The sequence below is a fragment of the Tenacibaculum aiptasiae genome, from assembly GCF_965221665.1.
Lineage (GTDB): Bacteria > Bacteroidota > Bacteroidia > Flavobacteriales > Flavobacteriaceae > Polaribacter > Polaribacter aiptasiae.
In genome coordinates this window covers 353,286-374,121 of the sequence record NZ_CBDCSN010000002.1, presented here as the reverse complement: position 1 = coordinate 374,121, position 20,836 = coordinate 353,286, and the positions used below count along the sequence as shown (strand labels likewise).

At 29.2% G+C, this 20,836-nt stretch carries 23 protein-coding genes and 1 tRNA gene; 14 read left to right on the top strand and 10 right to left on the bottom strand.

The features are described from left to right. The first annotated feature begins 7 nt into the window (after positions 1-7). The 5 genes from ACOQN8_RS02045 (at position 8) to ACOQN8_RS02025 (ending at position 6,323) form a co-directional block, all read left to right on the top strand. Entirely contained in the window at positions 8-556 is a 549-nt protein-coding gene (locus ACOQN8_RS02045; protein ID WP_420551398.1) for a DUF4136 domain-containing protein, read from the top strand. Between the two features lie 138 nt (positions 557-694). Then, complete coding sequence (locus tag ACOQN8_RS02040; RefSeq protein ID WP_235273251.1) at positions 695-1,582, top strand: ABC transporter ATP-binding protein; 888 nt, start codon at positions 695-697, stop codon at positions 1,580-1,582. Between the two features lie 22 nt (positions 1,583-1,604). After that, positions 1,605-5,258: an ABC transporter permease/M1 family aminopeptidase gene (locus ACOQN8_RS02035; RefSeq protein WP_420551397.1), complete on the top strand. Its 3,654-nt coding sequence runs from the start codon at positions 1,605-1,607 to the stop codon at positions 5,256-5,258. Between the two features lie 143 nt (positions 5,259-5,401). Continuing rightward, positions 5,402-5,566, top strand: coding sequence for a C1orf53 family protein (locus ACOQN8_RS02030; RefSeq protein ID WP_272150014.1), 165 nt, complete (start codon positions 5,402-5,404; stop codon positions 5,564-5,566). 49 nt (positions 5,567-5,615) lie between these two features. Then, complete coding sequence (locus ACOQN8_RS02025; RefSeq protein WP_420551396.1) at positions 5,616-6,323, top strand: DUF4197 domain-containing protein; 708 nt, start codon at positions 5,616-5,618, stop codon at positions 6,321-6,323. A gap of 362 nt (positions 6,324-6,685) precedes the next feature. On the opposite strand, the gene ACOQN8_RS02020 is transcribed toward ACOQN8_RS02025, so the two are convergent. After that, a complete protein-coding gene (locus tag ACOQN8_RS02020; RefSeq protein WP_420551395.1) occupies positions 6,686-7,477 on the bottom strand; it encodes an ABC transporter substrate-binding protein in 792 nt (263 codons plus the stop codon). A 3-nt stretch (positions 7,478-7,480) separates the two neighbouring features. Next, the gene (gene pyrF, locus ACOQN8_RS02015) at positions 7,481-8,293 is read right to left on the bottom strand and encodes an orotidine-5'-phosphate decarboxylase (RefSeq protein WP_420552801.1); all 813 of its coding nucleotides are present in this window, start codon (positions 8,291-8,293) and stop codon (positions 7,481-7,483) included. A 63-nt stretch (positions 8,294-8,356) separates the two neighbouring features. Here pyrF and ACOQN8_RS02010 point away from each other — a divergent pair, with 63 nt between their 5' ends. From ACOQN8_RS02010 to ACOQN8_RS01980, 7 genes are all read left to right on the top strand, one after another. After that, positions 8,357-9,433, top strand: coding sequence for an ABC transporter permease (locus ACOQN8_RS02010; protein WP_150900433.1), 1,077 nt, complete (start codon positions 8,357-8,359; stop codon positions 9,431-9,433). A 2-nt stretch (positions 9,434-9,435) separates the two neighbouring features. Then, the gene (locus ACOQN8_RS02005) at positions 9,436-9,918 is read left to right on the top strand and encodes a TlpA family protein disulfide reductase (protein ID WP_420551394.1); all 483 of its coding nucleotides are present in this window, start codon (positions 9,436-9,438) and stop codon (positions 9,916-9,918) included. A 3-nt stretch (positions 9,919-9,921) separates the two neighbouring features. Further along, positions 9,922-10,410 carry a TlpA family protein disulfide reductase gene (locus ACOQN8_RS02000; RefSeq protein WP_420551393.1) on the top strand — a complete coding sequence of 163 codons (489 nt, stop codon included), beginning with the start codon at positions 9,922-9,924 and terminating at the stop codon, positions 10,408-10,410. A gap of 176 nt (positions 10,411-10,586) precedes the next feature. Beyond that, a complete protein-coding gene (gene tpiA, locus ACOQN8_RS01995) occupies positions 10,587-11,342 on the top strand; it encodes a triose-phosphate isomerase (protein ID WP_420551392.1) in 756 nt (251 codons plus the stop codon). Continuing rightward, positions 11,342-12,175, top strand: a complete 834-nt coding sequence (gene prmA / locus ACOQN8_RS01990; protein WP_420551391.1) for a 50S ribosomal protein L11 methyltransferase — start codon at positions 11,342-11,344, stop codon at positions 12,173-12,175. Before tpiA ends, prmA begins: the two co-directional genes overlap by 1 nt. Before the next feature lie 5 nt (positions 12,176-12,180). Then, positions 12,181-12,456 carry an ATP-dependent Clp protease adaptor ClpS gene (locus tag ACOQN8_RS01985; protein WP_299121965.1) on the top strand — a complete coding sequence of 92 codons (276 nt, stop codon included), beginning with the start codon at positions 12,181-12,183 and terminating at the stop codon, positions 12,454-12,456. A 1-nt stretch (position 12,457) separates the two neighbouring features. Continuing rightward, positions 12,458-12,730 carry a hypothetical protein gene (locus tag ACOQN8_RS01980; protein ID WP_420551390.1) on the top strand — a complete coding sequence of 91 codons (273 nt, stop codon included), beginning with the start codon at positions 12,458-12,460 and terminating at the stop codon, positions 12,728-12,730. 343 nt (positions 12,731-13,073) lie between these two features. Here ACOQN8_RS01980 and ACOQN8_RS01975 read toward each other — a convergent pair whose 3' ends face one another. From ACOQN8_RS01975 to ACOQN8_RS01965, 3 genes are read right to left on the bottom strand one after another with little or no spacing between them, the layout of a single operon-like run. Further along, complete coding sequence (locus ACOQN8_RS01975; protein WP_420551389.1) at positions 13,074-14,489, bottom strand: DUF3526 domain-containing protein; 1,416 nt, start codon at positions 14,487-14,489, stop codon at positions 13,074-13,076. Between the two features lie 3 nt (positions 14,490-14,492). Continuing rightward, entirely contained in the window at positions 14,493-15,896 is a 1,404-nt protein-coding gene (locus tag ACOQN8_RS01970; RefSeq protein ID WP_420551388.1) for a DUF3526 domain-containing protein, read from the bottom strand. A 1-nt stretch (position 15,897) separates the two neighbouring features. Continuing rightward, on the bottom strand, positions 15,898-16,611 hold the full coding sequence (locus tag ACOQN8_RS01965) for an ABC transporter ATP-binding protein (protein WP_420551387.1): 714 nt from the start codon (positions 16,609-16,611) through the stop codon (positions 15,898-15,900). 104 nt (positions 16,612-16,715) lie between these two features. Between ACOQN8_RS01965 and ACOQN8_RS01960 the strand changes: the two genes are divergently transcribed. Then, positions 16,716-17,093 carry a Fur family transcriptional regulator gene (locus ACOQN8_RS01960; protein WP_150900423.1) on the top strand — a complete coding sequence of 126 codons (378 nt, stop codon included), beginning with the start codon at positions 16,716-16,718 and terminating at the stop codon, positions 17,091-17,093. A gap of 172 nt (positions 17,094-17,265) precedes the next feature. On the opposite strand, the gene ACOQN8_RS01955 is transcribed toward ACOQN8_RS01960, so the two are convergent. Next, positions 17,266-17,775, bottom strand: a complete 510-nt coding sequence (locus ACOQN8_RS01955; RefSeq protein ID WP_420551386.1) for an STM3941 family protein — start codon at positions 17,773-17,775, stop codon at positions 17,266-17,268. 209 nt (positions 17,776-17,984) lie between these two features. Continuing rightward, positions 17,985-18,335 (bottom strand): DUF983 domain-containing protein, encoded by a 351-nt coding sequence (locus ACOQN8_RS01950; protein ID WP_420551385.1) that lies wholly within the window; start codon positions 18,333-18,335, stop codon positions 17,985-17,987. Between the two features lie 88 nt (positions 18,336-18,423). On the opposite strand from ACOQN8_RS01950, the gene ACOQN8_RS01945 reads away from it, so the two are divergent. After that, entirely contained in the window at positions 18,424-19,296 is an 873-nt protein-coding gene (locus ACOQN8_RS01945; RefSeq protein WP_420551384.1) for an AraC family transcriptional regulator, read from the top strand. A gap of 11 nt (positions 19,297-19,307) precedes the next feature. Here the strand turns inward: ACOQN8_RS01945 and ACOQN8_RS01940 are convergent, their stop codons facing one another. The 3 genes from ACOQN8_RS01940 to ACOQN8_RS01930 form a co-directional block, all read right to left on the bottom strand. Further along, positions 19,308-20,150: a YitT family protein gene (locus ACOQN8_RS01940; protein WP_420551383.1), complete on the bottom strand. Its 843-nt coding sequence runs from the start codon at positions 20,148-20,150 to the stop codon at positions 19,308-19,310. A gap of 299 nt (positions 20,151-20,449) precedes the next feature. Continuing rightward, positions 20,450-20,523: transfer RNA gene (locus ACOQN8_RS01935), tRNA-Arg, on the bottom strand. A 78-nt stretch (positions 20,524-20,601) separates the two neighbouring features. Next, a complete protein-coding gene (locus ACOQN8_RS01930) occupies positions 20,602-20,829 on the bottom strand; it encodes a putative signal transducing protein (RefSeq protein ID WP_150900405.1) in 228 nt (75 codons plus the stop codon). Positions 20,830-20,836: the final 7 nt, after the last annotated feature.

Here is a 20,836-nt window from a genome sequence, read left to right as displayed (position 1 = left end):
TAAGAAAATGAGAATACAGAAACTACTTTTTTTACCAATGATTGCTTTGTTTATTGTTTCATGTAGTAGTGTGAAAGTGGCTACAGATTACGATACAAAAGTAAATTTTAATGACTATAAAACATTTGCGTTTTATAAAACAGGAATTGATAAAGCACCTATTTCCGATTTAGATAAAAGGAGAATTATGCGTGCTGTTGAAGCTGAATTAGTAGCCAAAGGTATGACCAAGTCATCTAATCCAGATGTATTAGTTAGTTTATTTACCAAATCTAGAGAACGAATCAATATTAATGATGTTAACTACGGCTGGGGCTGGGGTTATGGTTGGGGCTGGAATCCATGGATGTGGGGAGGTGCTAACCGATTAAATGTAAATCAGTATACAGAAGGAACATTATTCCTAGATATAATCGACGCAAAGGATAAAAAATTAGTTTGGCAAGGAATTGGAACTGGAGCATTAAAAATTACAAACATGGAGAAGAAAGAAGCTAGAATTAAAGAGTTTGTAAAAGAAATAATGGAAAAATATCCTCCAGAAAGTAAGAAGTAATTAAGTTATATTAAAAACTAAAAGCATCAAATAAAATATTTGATGCTTTTTTTATTAAAAAAAAGTTAAAAAAAATGTAACAAACTATTAATCAATTCTACTGATATGTAAATTATTAAACTTACAAAACCAAAAAGTATGAAGTTAGTTATAGAGAATTTGACAAAAACCTATAAGAATGGCGTAAAAGCTATTGATGGTTTAAATTTAGAAATCGGAACAGGAATGTTTGGATTATTAGGGCCAAATGGAGCGGGAAAGTCTTCATTAATGCGTACTATTTCTACATTACAAAGCCCAGACTCTGGAACTATTACTTTTGGTGATATCAATGTTTTAGAAGATAAGATGGCATTACGAAAAGTATTGGGGTATTTACCACAATCGTTTGGAGTATATCCAAAAATGTCAGCAGAAGATTTATTAGATTATTTCGCAACATTAAAAGGAATTGCATCAAAATCAGATCGAGAAAAATTGGTGAGAGAAGTATTAGAGATTACCAATTTATATGAAGTACGTAAAAAATATGTAGCAGGATATTCAGGAGGTATGAAACAACGTTTTGGAATAGCGCAATTATTATTGAATAATCCAAAACTAATTATAGTAGATGAACCAACAGCAGGATTAGATCCAGCAGAACGTCACCGATTTTTAAATGTGTTAAGAGAAGTTGGAACTAATTGTACAGTTATTTTTTCAACGCATATCGTAGAAGACGTAAAAGAATTATGTAAAGAAATGGCAATTCTAAACGGAGGACGTATTTTAAAGCATACAACTCCAGTAGAAGCTACAAAAGAAATTGAAGGACAAATTTGGACTAAAATTATTGATAGAGAAGAGCTAGAGCAAACGGAAGCTACTTACAATGTATTATCTTCAAATTACAATCAAGACAATACATTAAATGTACGTGTGTTTTCAGAAACAAAACCAGCTGAAGACTTTAAAGAGGCTACACCACAGTTAGATGATGTGTACTTTTTAGCATTAAAAGAAGATCAACCAGTAGCAGTTTAATCAAATTCTAAACTAAGAACGCATGTTTTCTACAATATTCAAACACGAATTAAAATACTGGTTAAAGAAACCAGTTACTTATATATTTACAGCTATTTTGTTTTTAGTGGCTCTTTTTTTATCGTCAAGCTCTGCAGGTATTTTTGACTTTTTTACTGTATCAACAGGATCTTCAATCATTGTAAACTCACCATCGGCAATTAATGGTAATTTTAATGCTATGGCAATAATTTTATTCTTTTTATTTCCTTCTATTATTGGGGCTTCGGTATATAGAGATTATAAAAGTGAAATGCATTCAATTTTATATTCTTATCCATTTAGCAAAGCGAATTATTTATCGGCTAAGTTTTTAAGTTCTTTTGTAGTTGTACTCTTAATTATTTTAGTTGCAGGGATTGGTTTGTTTTTAGGTTTTCGATTACCTGGAACAAATCAAGAAATAGTTGGAGCTTTTAATTTTTCAGCATATTTGCATTCTTATTTAGTATACATTATACCAAATGTATTATTATTTGGAGCTATTGTATTTGGAGTCGTTACATTCACTAGAAACATTGCTGCAGGTTTTATAACAGTAGTTTTATTAATGTTTGTTCAGGGTGTAGCGGAAAGCTTTTTGTCAAATCCTGATAATCGTTTTTGGTCTGCTTTATTTGATCCTTTCGGATCACAAGCGGCAAGTTATTATACGCGTTATTGGACCGTCGCAGAACAAAATGAATTAATGCTGCCTTTTAAAGGAGTCATCATTTATAACCGATTATTATGGTTGGGGATAGCAAGTGTTATACTAGCAGGAGTTTATAAGTTATTTTCATTTACTCAGAGTGCATTTACGTTTAGTTTTAAAAAGAGTAAAGGAGAACGTATTATAAAGCATAACTTTGGAGGGATTACTCGTATAGAATTACCTAAAGTTGCTTATGATTATTCATTTATAAATGATTTAAAAACTACTTGGAAATTATCAAATGTAGATTTTAAATATATCTTCAAGAGTTGGCCATTTATAGCCATTTTATTAGTTGGTTTGATATCATTATTAGTGTTTGCTCAAACAGCAGGAGAATTATTTGGGACTAAAACATATCCTACTACTTGGCAAATGTTATTATTACCAGGAACTGTGTTTACCTTCTTCATAAATTTATTAACTTTTTTATATGCAGGAATGTTAATACGAAGAGGAGAGATAGCAAAAACCAATCATTTAATAGATGTAACTCCAGTAAAAAACTGGACACTTTTAGTATCTAAATTTATTGCTATTTTAAAAATGCAAATTGTATTATTAGCTGTAATTGTGGTTGCTGGAGTGTTATTTCAAATATATAAAGGATATTATAATTTTGAATTAGGACACTATTTTTATGAGGTATATATACTAATGTTTATTCATTTTGTTATTTGGGCATTCTTAGCAATGTTGATTCAAACGTTAATTAAAAACCAATATTTAGGATTATTTGTACTGTTAGTTTTGTTAATAGGGTTACCATTATTATCGTTAGCGGGAATAGAGCAATCAGTATTTAAGTATAATCAAGGTTCTAATTATCAGTATTCTGATATGAATGAATATGGAGCTTCATTTAATAGATATTTTGCTTATAAGACTTATTGGTTTATAGGAGGTTTGATTCTATTGGTTTTAGCAAAGTTATTTTGGATGAGAGGAATAACATTCTCCTTTGCAGAAAGATTAAAAATCGCAAAAAAGCGTTTAAATTATAAAGTAATTGTAGTTTTATCTGTTTTGACTCTTTTGTTTTTCGGTTTAGGAGGAAGAATTTATTATGAAAACAATGTGTTGAATACACGTTTATCATCGAAAGAAAGAGAACAGCTAAGAGTTGATTGGGAGAAGAATTATAAAAAGTATGAAGGAAAAGCTCAACCTAGAATTGTGGCTGTAAATGTAGATATGAATATTTTTCCGAAGACAAGAGATTTTAAATCTTCTGGAACTTATAAAATGATAAACAAAACTAACGAAGCTATTGATAGTGTTTTCCTAAATCATAACAATTATCCAAGTACATTTAAGTTTAATAAACCAAATACGTTAGTGCTGGAAGATACAATTCAGAATTTTGATATTTATAAATTCAAAACTCCAATACAACCAGGAGATAGTTTAGAATTAAAATTTACGATTCATAATAAGCCAAATACATTTTTACGAAACCATTCACCAGTATTAGAAAATGGTACATTTATAAATAGTGGAATTTATCCGTCATTAGGCTATGCTTCAGGAGGAGAATTAAGAGATGATGAGACTAGAAAGAAGTTTGGTTTACCAAAGAATGAATTAAGACCACATCCAACAGATAGCACAGCTTTAGGAGATACTTATATTTCTAAAGATTCAGATTGGATTGATTTTGAAGCAACTGTTTCAACATCAGAAGATCAAATAGCTATTGCACCTGGATATCTACAAAAGGAATGGACAAAAGATGGACGTCGTTATTTCCATTATAAAATGGATAGTAAGATTCTAAATTTCTATGCGTTTAATTCTGCTAAATACGAGATCAAAAAAGATAAGTGGAATGATGTAAATCTTGAAATCTATTATCAAAAAGGACATGAGTATAACTTAGATAGAATGTTTAAAGGGATAAAAGCATCGTTAGATTATAATTCAAAAAACTTCAGTCCATATCAACATAGACAGGTTAGAATTATTGAATTCCCAAGAACAGAAGGAAGTTTTGCTCAATCATTCCCAAATACGATTCCATTCTCAGAAGCAGTTGGTTTTATTGCTGATGTAGATGATACAGATGAAGGAGGAGTTGATTATCCATTTGCAATTACGGTTCACGAATTAGCGCATCAATGGTGGGCACACCAAGTAATTGGAGCAGATGTTTTAGGAGCAACTATGTTATCGGAAAGTTTATCAGAATACGTGTCGTTAAAAGTATTAGAACACGAATATGGGAAAACGAAGATGCGTAAGTTCTTAAAGAAAAGCTTAGACGATTATTTACAACAACGTACTTTTGAGCGTAAACGAGAAAAAGCATTAATGTATAACGACGGACAAGGGTATATCCGTTATCAAAAAGGGTCTTTAGTATTTTATGCTTTAAGCGATTATATTGGAGAAGATAAGTTGAACAATGCTTTAAAAGAATATGTAGAAAAGGTTAAGTTTCAAGATGCGCCATATACTACATCAATTGAAATGGTTGATTACATAAAGAAAGCAACACCAGATAGTTTACAATATGTAATTAAAGATATGTTTGAAACCATTACTTTATATAAAAATAGAGTAACTAAAGTAGAATCTAAAGAGTTAGAGAACGGAAAATACCAAGTTGATATAGAGTTTGAAGTATCTAAATATCGTAATGACGAAAAAGGAAAACGTTTTTATGGTGAGCAAGCAGGAGATACTTTAACGTATAAAACTGAAAAAATGAAAAAGCCAGTATTATCTGTTAAGTTAGCTGACTATGTAGATATCGGTATTTTTGGTGAAGAAGAAGTAGATGGAAAGAAAAAAGAAGTAGAGTTATATTTGAAAAAACATAAAATAACGCAGATAAATAATAAAGTTTCGATAATTGTAGATAAAAAACCTGTAGAAGTAGGAATAGATCCATACAACAAGTTAATAGATACAAAGTCTGATGACAATAGAAGAAAGCTTTAATTTACTACTCAAACAAAAAGTAAGCGTCTTGTTATTATAACAAGGCGCTTTTTATTTAAAAGAAAGTCTAATTATTAACTGTATTTTGTAAGCTTTTTGTTATGTAAGGTTTACTAACAATAAAAACAATTACTTTTGCATCTATGTATAACAAAAGAGTAGCTCTTACAGAGGAAGATTATTACCTAAATGAACAGGGGTATAGAGTATTTACAGAAAAATATCATTTAAAAAGAGGTTATTGTTGTAAAAATGGCTGTAAGCATTGCCCTTATGGATACGATAAAAAAACAGATAGCTTTAAATAAAGTGACATTTATAAAATAACTGTTTCTAAAAAATATAAATTAAAGAGAAATGAAAAAAATTATAGCAGTAGCATTCGTTGTTTTATTAACAGGATGTGCAGAGTTACAAAAGGTAGTAAATCAATTACCACAAGGAGGAGCATTATCTCAAGAGCAAATAGGAAATGGTTTGCGTCAAGCATTAGATAATGGAATAAAAAACCAAGTCAAAAAACTAACAGCAAAAGATGGTTTTTATAGAAATGAATTAGTAAAAATTGTACTCCCAGAAGAATTGAAGGCAGTAGATAAAGGGTTGCGTAAAATAGGTTTAAGTAATTTGGCAGATGAAGGGCTGAAAGCGATTAATAGAACAGCAGAAGATGCAGTAAAAACAGCAACACCAATATTTGTAAATGCAGTAAAAGAAATAACTTTTAATGATGCGAAAAATATTTTATTAGGAGAGCAAAATGCTGCAACCACTTATTTAGAAGGAAAAACAAATAAGGCATTATATAGTGAGTTTAATCCGGTAATTAAAAACTCTTTTGCTAAAGTAGGTGCCGATAAAATTTGGACAAACTTAATTTCAAAATACAATAGTATACCGTTTGTAAAAAAAGTAAACCCAGATTTAACAGATTATGTTACGACACAAGCTCTAAATGGAGTTTTTACAATGATAGAGGTAGAAGAAAAAGGAATACGAGAAAAAGTAGGTTTACGTAATACAGCATTATTACGTCAAGTATTTGCTTTACAAGATAAAAGATAAAATAATATATATTGTTTCTTAAGAGCCTATTATGAAATTTCATAATAGGCTCCTTTTTTTGTAATAAGGTTAAATCGTATAAAAAGCATAGGGAAAACACTAAGAATTAAATACGGTTGCTTTTATGTTGTTGTAAATCAAATATTTGTGTATATTTATAGTCCTAGTTAATCAATTACAAAATGTCAAGAGTTAATCAATTACAAAGGTATAGAGAGCATCTAGAAAATAGGTACCGTAAATTGGTTGAGAGAGCTAATGATTACAAGTATGAGGATGAATGTAAAAGTGATCGCTCTGCTTTTAAGGCAATGAAAGTTTTAGAGAAGCTTAATAGAATTAAATATTTAGATAAGGACCTCTCAAGTTCTGTTGTGTAAATCTATAAAATAGTCAAAGGCTTTTAACAACCTGGTTCCATACCAAGAAAACATTTCACCATCAACAAAAATTATTTTTGCGTGGTTTGTATGTTCTCTTAATTCCTCCTTGTGCTTATTTTTAAAAGGATAAGGTTCGGATGAGAGCAATATAAATTCAGGATTACCATCAGAAATAATGTTTGTTAATTTTACTTCTGGATAACGACTTTTAGAACTATAAATATTTTTAAACTTATTTAGTTCTAAAAGGTGGTTAATAAAGGTAGTGTTTCCAGCAACCATCCAAGGATCTCTCCAAATAAAATAAGCTACTTTTTTTTCACCCTTATTTTTAATGAATTGTGTAAAGTGGTGTAATTTGCGATCTAATTCAGAATTAATTTCCAAAGCTTTTTGTTCACAAGAAAAAATTGAACCATATTGATTTATTAACTCTTTAGAATCATCAAGGGTGAAAATTTCAGAAACATGAGTTGGAGCAATACGTTCACAAGCCTCAACAATTTCTTTCGTGTTTTCTTCCTTGTTGCAAAGAATAATATCGGGATTTAAACTTTTTATTTTATCAAGCTTAATAGTTTTAGTACCGCCAACAATAGTTTTTTCTTTTCTTAAATGAGTTGGGTGTACACAAAACTTAGTAACTCCAACAATACTCTCTTCCAATCCCAAGTCAAAAAGCAATTCTGTTTGACTTGGAACTAAAGAGATAATTCGTTTTGGAGTTTTGTTTAATTCAAAAACTCTGTTTATTTGGTCTTTGAACTTCATAAACTAGTTTAAAATATCCTTCATTTGAGTTTGTAATTCTTCGGCTTTTTTAGCAGCAGCTTCAGCAAAGTCTTTTTCATTAGAAGCATAAATAATACCACGTGAAGAATTAATAAGTAACCCAACAGTGTCATTCATACCATATTTACAAACATCTTGTAAATTTCCTCCTTGTGCTCCAACACCAGGAACTAATAAAAATGAATTAGGAATAATAGTTCTGATGTCTGCTAAAAACTCTGCTTTAGTAGCGCCAACAACATACATCAGGTTTTCAGCATTATTCCAAGATTTAGAAGTTTCTAAAACTTGTTTATATAATTCAATACCATCAACGTTTTTAGTTTGAAAGTCGAAAGCTCCCTGATTAGAAGTTAAAGCTAGCATTATAGTGTGTTTATCTTCAAAAGCTAAAAAAGGCTCAACAGAGTCTTTTCCCATATAAGGAGCTACTGTAACGCTATCAAAAGCTAAATCATTAAAAAAAGCTTTCGCATACATGGTAGAAGTATTTCCAATATCACCACGTTTAGCATCGGCAATGGTAAAAATTTCAGGATGCTTATCGTTAATGTATTGTATGGTTTTTTCTAAAGCTTTCCAACCTTTAATACCATAAGCTTCATAAAAAGCAGTATTGGGTTTGTAAGCCACACATAAATGGTGTGTCGCATCAATGATTGCTTTGTTGAAGGCAAAAATAGGATCTTCTTCTTTTAATAAATGAGATGGAATTTTATCTAAATCTACATCTAATCCAATGCATAAAAACGAGTTTTTTCGTTTGATTTCAGATACAAGTTGTTGTGTTGTCATGTGTTGTTGTAAAAGTTGTACAAAAGTACACTTTTTTGCCACTTTCTGTTATCTTTGTTATAGATGTTTCAATATATTACAAACAAAATACTTTACGGCTTTTTAACGCTCTTTGGGGTGGTTACAGTAATATTTTTACTGTTTAATATTTTACCTGGAGATCCAGCTCGTATGATGTTAGATCAAAGAGAGGATACAGAGCAATTAAATAATATTAGAAAAAAATATGGTTTTGATAAGCCAGCATTTACACAGTACCTCTATTATTTAAATGATGTTTCTCCACTTTCAATTCACAGTAATAATAAAGAAGATTATACTTATTTAGCAGAAAAAAAGTATAATGCTCAAAAACTGTTTTCTGTTGGAGAATCAACAATAGTTTTAAAATATCCATATTTAAGAGAATCATTTCAGAAAAACGAAAAGGAAGTATCTGAGATTATAGCAGAAACTTTGCCTAATACAGCGATATTAGCAGTGTCGGCAATTGTAATAGCTTTGGTGTTAGGTATATTTTTAGGGATTATTTCAGCGCTTTATAAAGATTCTATTTTCGATAGAGTTATAGCTGTGATAAGTACTTTTGGAATGAGTGTGCCTTCGTTTTTTTCAGCAATTTTATTTGCTTGGTTTTTTGGATTTGTATTACATAAATACACTAATTTAGAAATGACAGGAAGTTTGTATGAAGTAGATGATTTTGGAGAAGGAAGTTATATTCAATTAAAAAATTTAATATTACCAGCAATAGTTTTAGGAATACGTCCGTTAGCAGTAGTAATACAGTTAATGAGAAATTCATTACTTGAAACATTAAGTCAAGATTATATACGAACAGCAAAAGCAAAAGGGTTAACTATGGTTCAAGTCGTAAAAAAACATGCCTTGAAAAATTCTTTGAATCCTGTAATAACGGCAATTTCAGGTTGGTTTGCTTCGATGTTAGCAGGAGCGGTTTTTGTAGAGTATATTTTTAACTGGAATGGATTAGGAAAAGAAATTGTAAATTCATTAAATACACTTGATTTACCAGTAATAATGGGAGCAGTACTCGTAGTAGCAACTTTATTTATAGTCATCAATATTTTGGTAGACGTTCTTTATAGCTGGTTAGATCCGAGGATTAGATTAAATTAAATATGAGACTTTTTTTATTAATAATAGGTTTTTCAATTTTAGGAAGTTGTGCAGTTTTTCAGCCAAAAGAGTTTAGTACGGAAGCTTTAGAAGAAAAATTAGTTACAGTAAATAGAGATAGTATAACTTTAAAAGAAATTATAAAAAAGAATACATCAGAAAAACAGTTTATACAGGTGTTTGCTACCTATTGTCCGGTAAGTCAGGATAGTTTTGAAGATGTTATAGCTTTTCAAAAAGAAAACCCATCAATTGATTATATTTTTTTGTCAGTAGACCATTCTTATCACGACTGGAAAAGAGGACTTGAGAATATAAAGGTAAAAGGAGAGCATTATTATATACCAAAAAAAGGAAAAGGAAAATTAGGACAGTTTTTAAAACTTAAAACAATACCTAGATTTATGGTGTTGGATAATGAAGGTAATATTATACTTTATAAAACATCAAGTCTATCAGAAAAACTTAAAAGTAAAATTAAATAGTATATGGTCAAAAAAGTAATGTTGTTATTGTTAGTAGGATTGGTTAGTTGCACACTGGAAAGTCCAACAACATTTTCCAAAGAAGCATTAGAGGATGTGTTTATTACTTTAAATAATGAAGAAGTTACTTTTGATACAATTCTAACTAAGAATAAAGGGAAAAAGATATTAATAGATGTTTGGGCTTCTTGGTGTATAGATTGTTTAGAGAATTTACCAAAAGTTAAAAAATTACAAGAAGAGAATCCAGATGTAGTGTATTTGTTTTTATCATTAGATAGAGATTTACAATCATGGAGAAATAGTATAGAGAGATTAGAAATAAAAGGACAACATTACTATATGAAATCTGGTTGGGAAGGAAAGTTTGGAGATTTTTTAGGTTTGAGTTGGATTCCCCGTTATGTACTGATAAATGAAACAGGGGGTATTGAAGTTTTTAACGCTACAAAAGCAACAGATAATTTAATTATAGAGGGCTTAAAAAAATAATGTATTTTAGCTGTTTAATAGCTAAGTAACTTGTTGAAAAGGTTTTTAAAATCTGTTTTTACAAGTTAGAACAATCTTCAGCTTTAAAAGAAATCATTAATATTTTTAGTATTTGAAAGTATAATATTGATACAAAGATTTCTAAAAAATAATATTTAATATAAATAAGAAGAATAGTGAGACAAAAGATAGTTGCAGGTAACTGGAAGATGAATAAAAACCTTGATGAAGCAAAACAACTAATCAAGGGTATTAAGAAAGAAGTAAAGAATTCTGAAACAGAAGCAAGAGTAATAATAGCACCTAGCTTTGTGAATTTAAATACTGCAATAAAAAGAACGAGAAAATCTAAGGTAGAAGTAGCAGCACAAAATATGCATCAAGCAAGCAGTGGCGCTTTTACAGGAGAAGTATCAGCAAATATGTTAACCAACTTAGAAGTTAATATTGTAATCTTAGGACATTCAGAGCGTAGAGAATACTTTAATGAAACAAACGATTTATTGGCAAAAAAAGTAGATGCAGCTTTAGAAAATGAATTGGAAGTTATTTTTTGCTTTGGAGAACAGTTAGAAGAAAGAAAATCAGGAAATCACTTCAAGGTTGTCGAAACACAATTAAAAGAAGGATTGTTTCATTTAGGAAAAGAAAGTTTTTCTAAAATAGTTTTAGCTTACGAGCCTGTATGGGCTATTGGAACAGGAGAAACAGCATCGCCTGAGCAAGCGCAAGAAATGCACGCTTTCATTAGAGAAATTATGGAGAAAACATATGGAGCTGAGGTAGCCAACGATATTTCTATTTTATATGGAGGGAGTGTTAAGCCAGGAAATGCAAAAGAAATATTCTCAAAACCAGATGTAGATGGAGGTTTAATAGGAGGAGCTTCATTGAAACCTGAAGATTTTGTAGCCATAGTAAATGCAATCTAATGGATAATATTTACATAGAATATACATTTGAAGTAACCCCTAAAGAACCAGCTACTGAAATTTTAATAGCAGAGTTAGGAATGGTAGGTTTCGAAAGCTTTGTTGAAAACGATAATGGAGTAGTTGCTTACGTTCAAAAGGAGGAATGGAAGGGAGATATATTATCGGAAGTGTTTATTTTAAAGTCTGAAGAGTTTACAATAAATTATAATCACAAAGAAATAGAACAAACCAATTGGAATGCAGAATGGGAAAAGAATTTTAACCCAATTCAGGTAGAAGATTTGGTAAGTATACGGGCACCTTTTCATGAAAATCCTAACTTACAATACGATATTGTAATAGAACCAAAAATGAGTTTTGGTACTGGACATCATGAAACAACACATATGATGGTGCAACATTTAATAGATTTAGATGTTGAGAATAAAAAAACATTAGATATGGGATGCGGAACTGGAATTTTAGCAATTTTTGCTGAAATGAAAGGAGCAAAACCTATTGATGCAATAGATATTGATGCTTGGTGTTATGAGAATTCTCTAGAAAATGCAGAAAGAAATGGTTGTAAACATATTTCTGTTTATGAAGGTGAAGCATCGCTTTTAGTAGGAAAAAAGTACGATTTAATAATAGCAAATATTAATCGTAATATCCTGTTAAATGACATGAAAACATACACCGATTGCTTAAATGAAAAAGGAATTTTATTATTAAGCGGGTTTTATAGTGAAGATATTCCAATTATTGATGCTGAGGTGTCTAAGTACGCTTTAACATTAAAAAAGACCATAGAAAGAAATAATTGGGTAGCTTTGCAATATCAAAAATAAAGCAAATGAGTACGATAGAAAAGATACAGGAAGAGCTGGATGTTTTAATACAAGAAACAAAAAAGCACGAAATTATTTTGCATAATGATGATGTAAATACTTTTGACCATGTTATTGACTGTTTGGTAGATGTATGTGAACATACATTAGAACAGGCAGAGCAGTGTGCTATTTTAGTACATTACAAAGGTAAATGCGCAGTAAAAACAGGAGAATACAAAGATTTAGAATCAAGATGTTCTAAATTATTACAATTAGGTTTATCTGCGGAGATCGTTTAGTATGGAAAATGTTTTTAGGTATTATGAGTTCTCAGAATTTATAACAGACAATTCAGGAGCTTTTTCAGGAAATGAAATATGTTTTTCAATATTAAATGAACAACATTTTTTAATTTTTGAAAAAAATAATGAAGCCTACAATTTGTATGTTTCTAAATACGACTCAAAAAAAGATATAGGTGTTAAACCTCCGGAAATACTGGAAAGTTTGATAAAAAACTACGATAAGTCTGTGCCAGAACATCGGGTGATTCTTAGAAAATATTTATATTAAAAAAACTCAAAAAAACTTTTTTTGAGTTTTTTTTTGTTTTTATGTGACCCCTCAAAAAAAAATGTGTCATAATAGTGTAAATAAGTAATTAACTCTTTTAGAGAGCTAACCCTTAAAGTGAATAAACCCTTAAATTAAAACCTTCTCCGAGTAAACAATTATGTTGAAAGGAGAAGATTCCTCTAAAAGAAACAATATAAATAATAGTAGTAGTTAGTTTTTATACTAAGTTTGGTTAGACAAAAGGCCTTGGATGTAAATTCAAGGTCTTTTTCATTGTAGAAAGGATTATAAAAAAAAGAAAAACTCATCTTTTAGATGAGTTTTTTTGTATTCGTTTTTTCTAAATGCTATTGTCTTTTTTCCTTTTAACTAAGGTTAAAGTAAAAATTAATCCGCTTAAAAGAAAAGTGATTAATAAATTAGTCCAAACATTATTTGAAACATTATTTTTATAAGTGAACTTAGGTAAGTTCTCGTAATCTTTTAAAGTGAATTTTTGCTCTTTAAATAACATTGGAACTAGATAGTTTCTCCATTCATTAGAGAATTCGAAAACTTGTTTCTTGTATTCGTTATAATGTTTTTCAGAAGTTCCTGCGATACTGTTTAATGATTGTTGCATTAATATTGCAGGAGAGAAAAATTTAAAAGAATTTACTAGGTTTTGCTGTTTTTGTAATTGAGAATCATATTTAGCAAGTAAAGGCTTCGTTTTTTCTTCCATAACTTTTTCGGAAGCAAAGTAATTATGCCAAAAACCAAATTTATCCTTATTAGTATCTTTTGCTAGTTCTGGATGACTTCGTAAATAATCACTCATAATTTTATCTTGCTTTTTCTCGTTCTCCTTTTTTATTTGGCGAATCTCATTAATCATTTTTAAACGAGAAGGTGTTGGGAATAATGAATTTCCTATTTGATTTATTGTAGCAGGTAGTACTAAAACAATTAATAACCAAATACCAATAAGAGTTAAAGCATTTTTAGAAGAGTTATTGATTTTTATATTCACAGTATAAGCGATTATAAACCAGAATAAGCTGTACCCAGCTATCATTAAAAGTACTTCGATTAAATTACTAAAACTATTAAGTGTACTAGTTGAGAAGATAGTAATAGTAGTAATTAAGATAATTAGAGTGATTAAAGTAAAGATAACATACCTGATAGCCATTTTTTGTAATAACCATCTAGTAATAGAAATGGGTTGTGCATTTAAAAGTTGTAATGTGCCTAACTCTTTTTCTTTAGATAAAACATTAAAAGAAAAACCAATTATTAATAGAGGAAGTATATAGATGATAACAAATGCTAAATCAAAATTCCCTAGTAATAATTGAACAGGATTTACCATATCTGAATAATCTAAGGCAAAGTTGTTTCCATAAGCCTTAGGGCTTTTAAAATGCGTATACATATCACTTTGTCCGGTAGCTAAAAAAGAAAAGGAACTAGGTTTCATTATAGCTAAACGAGGGTGACGATATCCTATGGTCATTGGTTCTGAAGGAAGTTGCCAACGAGGAAGACTTACTTTTTCTCCTTTTTCAATTTTAGATAGGTTAAGTAGCATTAAGCTATCTTTTTTGTGTAAATCTTGTTGCATTTTAGCAATGTCGCTTTCTCTTTTAGTTACATTTTTTGTTCCATTATACGTGGCAAAAGCAAATAAAAGTGAAATACTAATTAGAAGTAAAATTAACCAGTTACTTCTGTTTAATAATTTTATCTCGTAACGTAAATTATTAGTAAACATAATTTATATTTTTTTTGAATAGATAATTAATCCTATTATTGGAAGCACTAACCATAAAACTAAAAACAATATGTTTTTTGTGTTTTCTTTTAATATTAATGATAGTGTAGGTGGAGTAAAGTTGAATTTAGGAAGTTTTTTAAACGTTTCAGCTTTCATCTTATAGCTCCAATCCCCAGTTTTAGAATTGTCTTTAAAATCATAATTTAAAAACTTTTGAGTTTCTATTCTATATTTTTCAGCGGCTTTGGTGAATTTCCAGTGCAAATTATCGCTTGTATTTGTGATATCCATAGATAAAAAGCGCAAAGCAATAAATGGAGAAATGAATGATAGATTTTGATAAACACTATTTTGTCCCTTTGCAGTATTGTGTAAAATATTATAATGCTTTTCATAAATTTTAGCTTCATGCTCTTCACCTTTTTGCATTCTGTAGGCATCATAATTAAAAGGTAATTGACTTAGGCTGTCAACTCCATACTCTTTTAGAGTTTTTTGTTCTAGTTCTTTAGCAGCTTTATTCCATGGGTTGTGACCATCTAATCCATTTTTTCTGTCATTACTAATACGAGCATTAAATTCGGATTTAGAAGGGTAAGGATGGTTGGTATTGGCAAAGTTTGTAGCTATTTTAGGAGTTACAAAACTAAATAGAATCCAGATAACTAAAGAACTAACTAATGAAATCCCAGAAGATTTACTTCTTACAGAAATAAGTAAAGTAATAGAGGTGATAATTAAATAATATATCAAATAAGAAACAAAAAGAGTAAGTAGGCTAGTCCAACTAAAAAAACTTAAGCTATCTAGGTTTGATAAAACAATACCAATTATAAGAAATATACAAGAAGTTAAAATGAGAATAGGAATGTATATGGCTAACCATTTTCCTATTACAAGTTTTGTAGGGTGAATACCTTGGCTTTTTAATAAAGAAAGTGTTTGATGTTCAATTTCTTTAGTATGTGAGTTATATCCAATTAGAATAATAATAAGAGGAAATAAATATATTAAAACAAAGTTGATGGATAACGTACCAAAACGAGTTAAACTAGTTTGATCACTTGCTTCACTAAAAGAAGCTTCGTTTCTATTATGAGCTTCTAAAAAAATAGAATTCCCTGTATATTTAGTTACGCCATAATCAAATAGAGATAAAGCAAACTTAGGTTTAAAAGCATAAGTACCATAGTGTGCGGCAGAATGCGGATTTTTTTCATCTTGACTTTCCCAAATACTACGTTCTTTATTAGTAGACTCTACATATTGCTGATTACTTTTATTGTATTGATTAATACTAGTAATAGTTGCGATAATTAGTAAAACAAAAGAAATACCTAGAGTAATTTTAAAACGTCCATCCCTTAATAGTTCTTTAAGTTCTTTAAAAATTATATGTCTCATGTTAATCCATATTTTTAAAGTTCATAATGTCTAGATAAATAGTTTCTAGCTCTTTTAAAGAAAATTCAGAAGAGTTTGAATAATTTTGTAATATTCCAGAACGCATTATGCCTATATGTGTACTAACTTCTTTAGCTCTAAATAAATCATGGGTGGCCATTAAAATAGCTACATCATCATTTTTCATTTTGGTTAGGAGTTCCATAAATTCATTGCTAGATTTTGGATCTAAACCAGAAGTAGGTTCGTCTAATAAAAGAACTTTAGATTCTTTTGCTATTGCTAAAGCAATTCCAACTTTTTGACGCATTCCTTTAGAAAAAGTTTTTACATGTTTTTCATGAGCTTCTTTTTGTAGTCCGGCTTCAGATAAGTACAGTTTTAGTTCTTGAGTGTCAAAGTTTTTTCCAGAAAGTTTAGTGAAATAGTCTAAGTTTTCCACAGCGGTTAGCGTAGGATAAAGCATTAAGTTTTCAGGAATGTAAGTAAGAAAACTTTTGGTTTTAATTGAGTTTTGAGTTACGTCTAATCCATTAATTTTTGCTTCACCAGATGTTGGCTGAATAAAATTTAATAACATATTAATTGTAGTAGACTTTCCTGCTCCATTAGCTCCTAAAAGGCATAAAATTTCACCTTCTTTTACTTCAAGATTTAGATTTTGAACAGCTTTGAAGTCACCATAGCTTTTGGTTAAGTTATTTGTAAGTATCATTATATTTTGATAAGATTAATTCGATAAAAAATGTTAATGCAACTAAGTTGTAAAATTAAATAAAAGATTTGTAAGTGCAACTTAATTGCGTTAAATTTGTAGTTATGGGTATAGTTAGAAAAACAGCATCGGTAAAGTTTGTCTTAAGTATTTTTGAAGAAAGAGAGAAAGCTGTTTCTGTAGTAGCTTTGGTGAAGCTTTTAAAAGAGAAAATGAATAAGACTACAGTATACAGGATTTTAGATAGATTAGAGCAAGATGGAATTATTCATTCTTTTTTAGGAAAAGATGGTTTAAGATGGTATGCTAAATGCCAAGGGTGTTCAGCAGATCATCATTTAGACGTACATCCACATTTTCAATGTAAAGACTGTGGTGATGTTGAATGTTTACCTGTAGATGTAGTTATACCTTCTGTTGAAAATAAACAAGTAGACTCAGCAGAAATTATGTTGGTTGGTAAGTGTAGTAATTGTCTCTAAAAATTAAAAAAAATCAATAAAAAATATAAGATGTAGAAAATTTTATAATTCTTTTTAAAAAGAATTGATTTTAAATTTATTTATACTATATTGTATATGTCTTACAAGACGTTGTAAGACTTCTTTTTCATAGCAATTTCCCATTCAATTCTTTTGAATGGGTTTTTTATTTTTAGATTTCTTGATTGTCTGTTTTATGTTGTTGTTGTTGTTGTTGTTGTTGTTCGCTACGTTGTTTATATTGGTTTAGTATTTCAACGAGCTCACTTGAAGGAATTTTATAAGATGTTTGAATTCCACCTTCATTATTGGCTATTAATTTGGATAATTTTTTAACATTCTTCCATTTTTTATGTTGATCAGAGTAATCAAATAGAATCATTCGACTATTATGTAATTTTCCTAATTTAAAACTTGTAACATCTGTCCATTTGGTGAAAGTACTACGATAAAGACTTCTTACTTCAAAGCCTTCGTTGTTTAATTTTAAGTAAGAGGAGTTAGGTAGCAATTGAATAAAAAAGACAACTATTCCAAGTCCAAAAAACATAATTTGAAGCCAGGCTACTAAAGATTGTTTTTCTAACATTGAAATTCCTATGATAACAAAAGCTGTGCAAATTATAATTAGTATAATGCTTTTGAGTTTGTTTTGTTTGAAGATTCTAGTTTGATTTTCCATAATATAGTTGATAATATTTTATACAATTTGATGCTGAAAAACTTATAAGGTTTTACAGCTGTTAAATTGTATAGTTTTGCTAAGGTTTACAATTTTTGTTTAAATATAATAAATAATTGTATACCACATATGGAGTGCAAAAGGAAGATGTTGAAATATTTAGGATAAGTTTTGAGCTTGTAATAAACTGTTTTTGAGCTAAGAAAAAATTATTTATTTGATGAAAACATATAAATCCAAATTAAACGCGATAGTTTATAATTTACACCTATTAATGCTAGTGAGATTAAAATAATTAAGCCAAAACTAATAAACCAATCGATATTTAAAATTAATCTAGAAATTATAAAAATAGCTACGCTTTCTGCTACAATTAAACCATAACTAACATACATTGCTCCAAAGAAAAAACCAGGTTCTTTCTCGTAAATAAAATTACAATGAGAACAACTTTCTTCCATTTTTCCAATTTTAAATAAATTTAAAACAGAGTTTTTAAAAACCTTGCCCTTATTACACTTAGGACATTTGTTTGAAATTAAAGAAATGATTGGTTTCATTATTGTTTTTTTTTGCAAAATTATATATGTACAACTTGTTAGGTGTTATATATAAGTTGCTTAAATTTGTATAATTAAGACATTTGTTGTGATTTCTATTTTAAATATTGAGAATTTTAATTTATCAGAAGAGGTTGATAATTACTTTTATAGTAACGATTTGGGAGTGCATCTTAAAAAAAATGAACATCATTTTAGTACTCCTCATAGGCACGATTTTTATTTGTGTGTATTAATTATAGAAGGTGAAGGAAAGCATGAAATAGATTTTACTACATATGATGTAAAGCCAGGTCGTGTGTTTTTTTTAAAACCAGGACAATCTCATTTTTGGAGTTTTACTTCTTCAGTAAAGGGATATATTTTTTTTCATACTCATGAATTTTTTATGTTAAGTATGAGTGAGTTAAGTTTAAATGAGTTCCCATTTTATTCTTTAAATGAATCCTTTATAGATTTACCTAAGGGGAAAATAGATTTTTTTACTCAGGTTTTTATGAATATTAATAATGCTTATTATAGTAATCAAATTTTTAAAAGAGCATATTTGTTGAGTATGGTAAATCTAATTTATATAGATTTTTTAAGGCTTTTTGAGGAAAATAGTGAGCCAAAACTTAAACAATCTGTTAATAATTTGATTCTAGTTTCTAAATTAGAGAGTTTAATCGATTCAAATTTTAAAGAACATAAAAAAGCTACATTCTATGCTGAAAAACTTCATCTAACTGTAAGGCATTTGAACAGGGTTGCTAAGGAGGTTTTAGATAAGACAATTACAGAAATGTTGTATAGTAAAGTAGTTTTAGAAGCAAAAAGACTTTTGGTTCATTCGGACGAGCAATTGTCAGAAATAGCTTATGATTTGGGTTTTGATGACTATTCGCATTTTTCTAAGTTTTTTAAACTTAGAACAGGGGAAAGCCCATCATCATTTAGAAAAAGGTATTTTAAAATGTGATAGTAATATTGTTAGTTAATAAATTTTGTTCCTAAAACTTGAGATGCATCCATAACAATCATATTGGCAGTGCTATCATAATCTTTCACTAATTGTTTTAAAGAGTTTAGTCTGTTAACAGGTACAGTAACAACTATCATAAAATTTGATTGTGTTAAACTCAGGTTGTCCCCTTTAAAAATAGTGCCGCTAACTCCAATTTTGTCATTAATTAACTTGCCTAATTGATGTACATCTTTTTTAGATGTAATATGTACGACCCTACCATTTGGTCTACCAGTTAATACAACATCAATCATTTTTGTGGTAACATAAATGCTTATTATACTCCATAAAGCAAGTTCTATACTATTAAAAACTATGGCTGTTGCCATCACAACAAATGAATCTAAAATAAGGATAACTGTTCCTGTTTTTAGAGAAGTTTTAGTAGTAATAATACGTGCAATGATGGTACCACCACCAGCTGATCCTCCTCCTTTAAATATTAATCCAATACCTGTTCCTACTGAAATACCACCATATAAAGTTGCTAATAAAGTTTCTTGACTTAAAGCAGGTATTTTAAAAAAATGAGTGAAAATATCTATAAAAAAACTAATAATTATAATAGCTATAGTACTCTTTATCGCAAAGTATTTACCTAAATATCGAGTACTAATAATTAATAAGGGAATATTTATTATGGCAAATAATAAACCTATAGAAATATTAAAGAGTTTATTTAGAATAATAGATAATCCTCCAGTTCCACCCATAGCAACATTGTTTGGGCTTAAAAAAGCAACAACGCCGAAAGCCATTAGAGCTGAACCAAGAATAATGAAAATGTAGTTAGTGATTTCTTTTTTCATGTTACTTCAAAATAAGTTCACAAAATTAAAATAATAACTTGTTAGAAATAGAAAAAGTGTAGGAAGATTTCAATTGATGTTTCAGTTAAATAGTTATTAATATGAAAATCAAATCAACTATACTATTCTCAAAGGTAGTTTATGAAAGTGTCAGTTGAACTGATACTTTGAAAAAATAACTGACGATTAACTGACAGATTAAATCAAATTGTATAAAATTAAATAAACCTCTAAAAACGATAAAACCACATAAATCATAAGACTTATGTGGTTTTTTAAGAGTTTTAATACTCTTTTTGTGACCTCGACAGGATTCAAACCTGTAACCTCTTGAGCCGTAATCAAGTGCGCTATTCAGTTGCGCCACGAGGCCGTTTTGCGGGTGCAAATATATGAATGTTTTTTAATTCTAAAAAATAAAAAAACAGTTTTTTTTGATTTTTTATTTGACCTATGAATTTACTTCTTCGTTGAAGTCATGAATTATTTTTTGAGCATCCTCAAAATCAGATTTATAGATAAATAAATCGCTTGAAGCTCCAGTAGTTCCAAAACCAGCAAGTCTTCCAGATTCTTTATCGTCTTTTATTAAAGTTGCTATTTTAGCTTGGTCAAGTAAGTAAGCAAGTCTGTTAATTAAGATAGAAGTTCCTGTGTAAACCTTTATATGTTCTTTCATAATAATA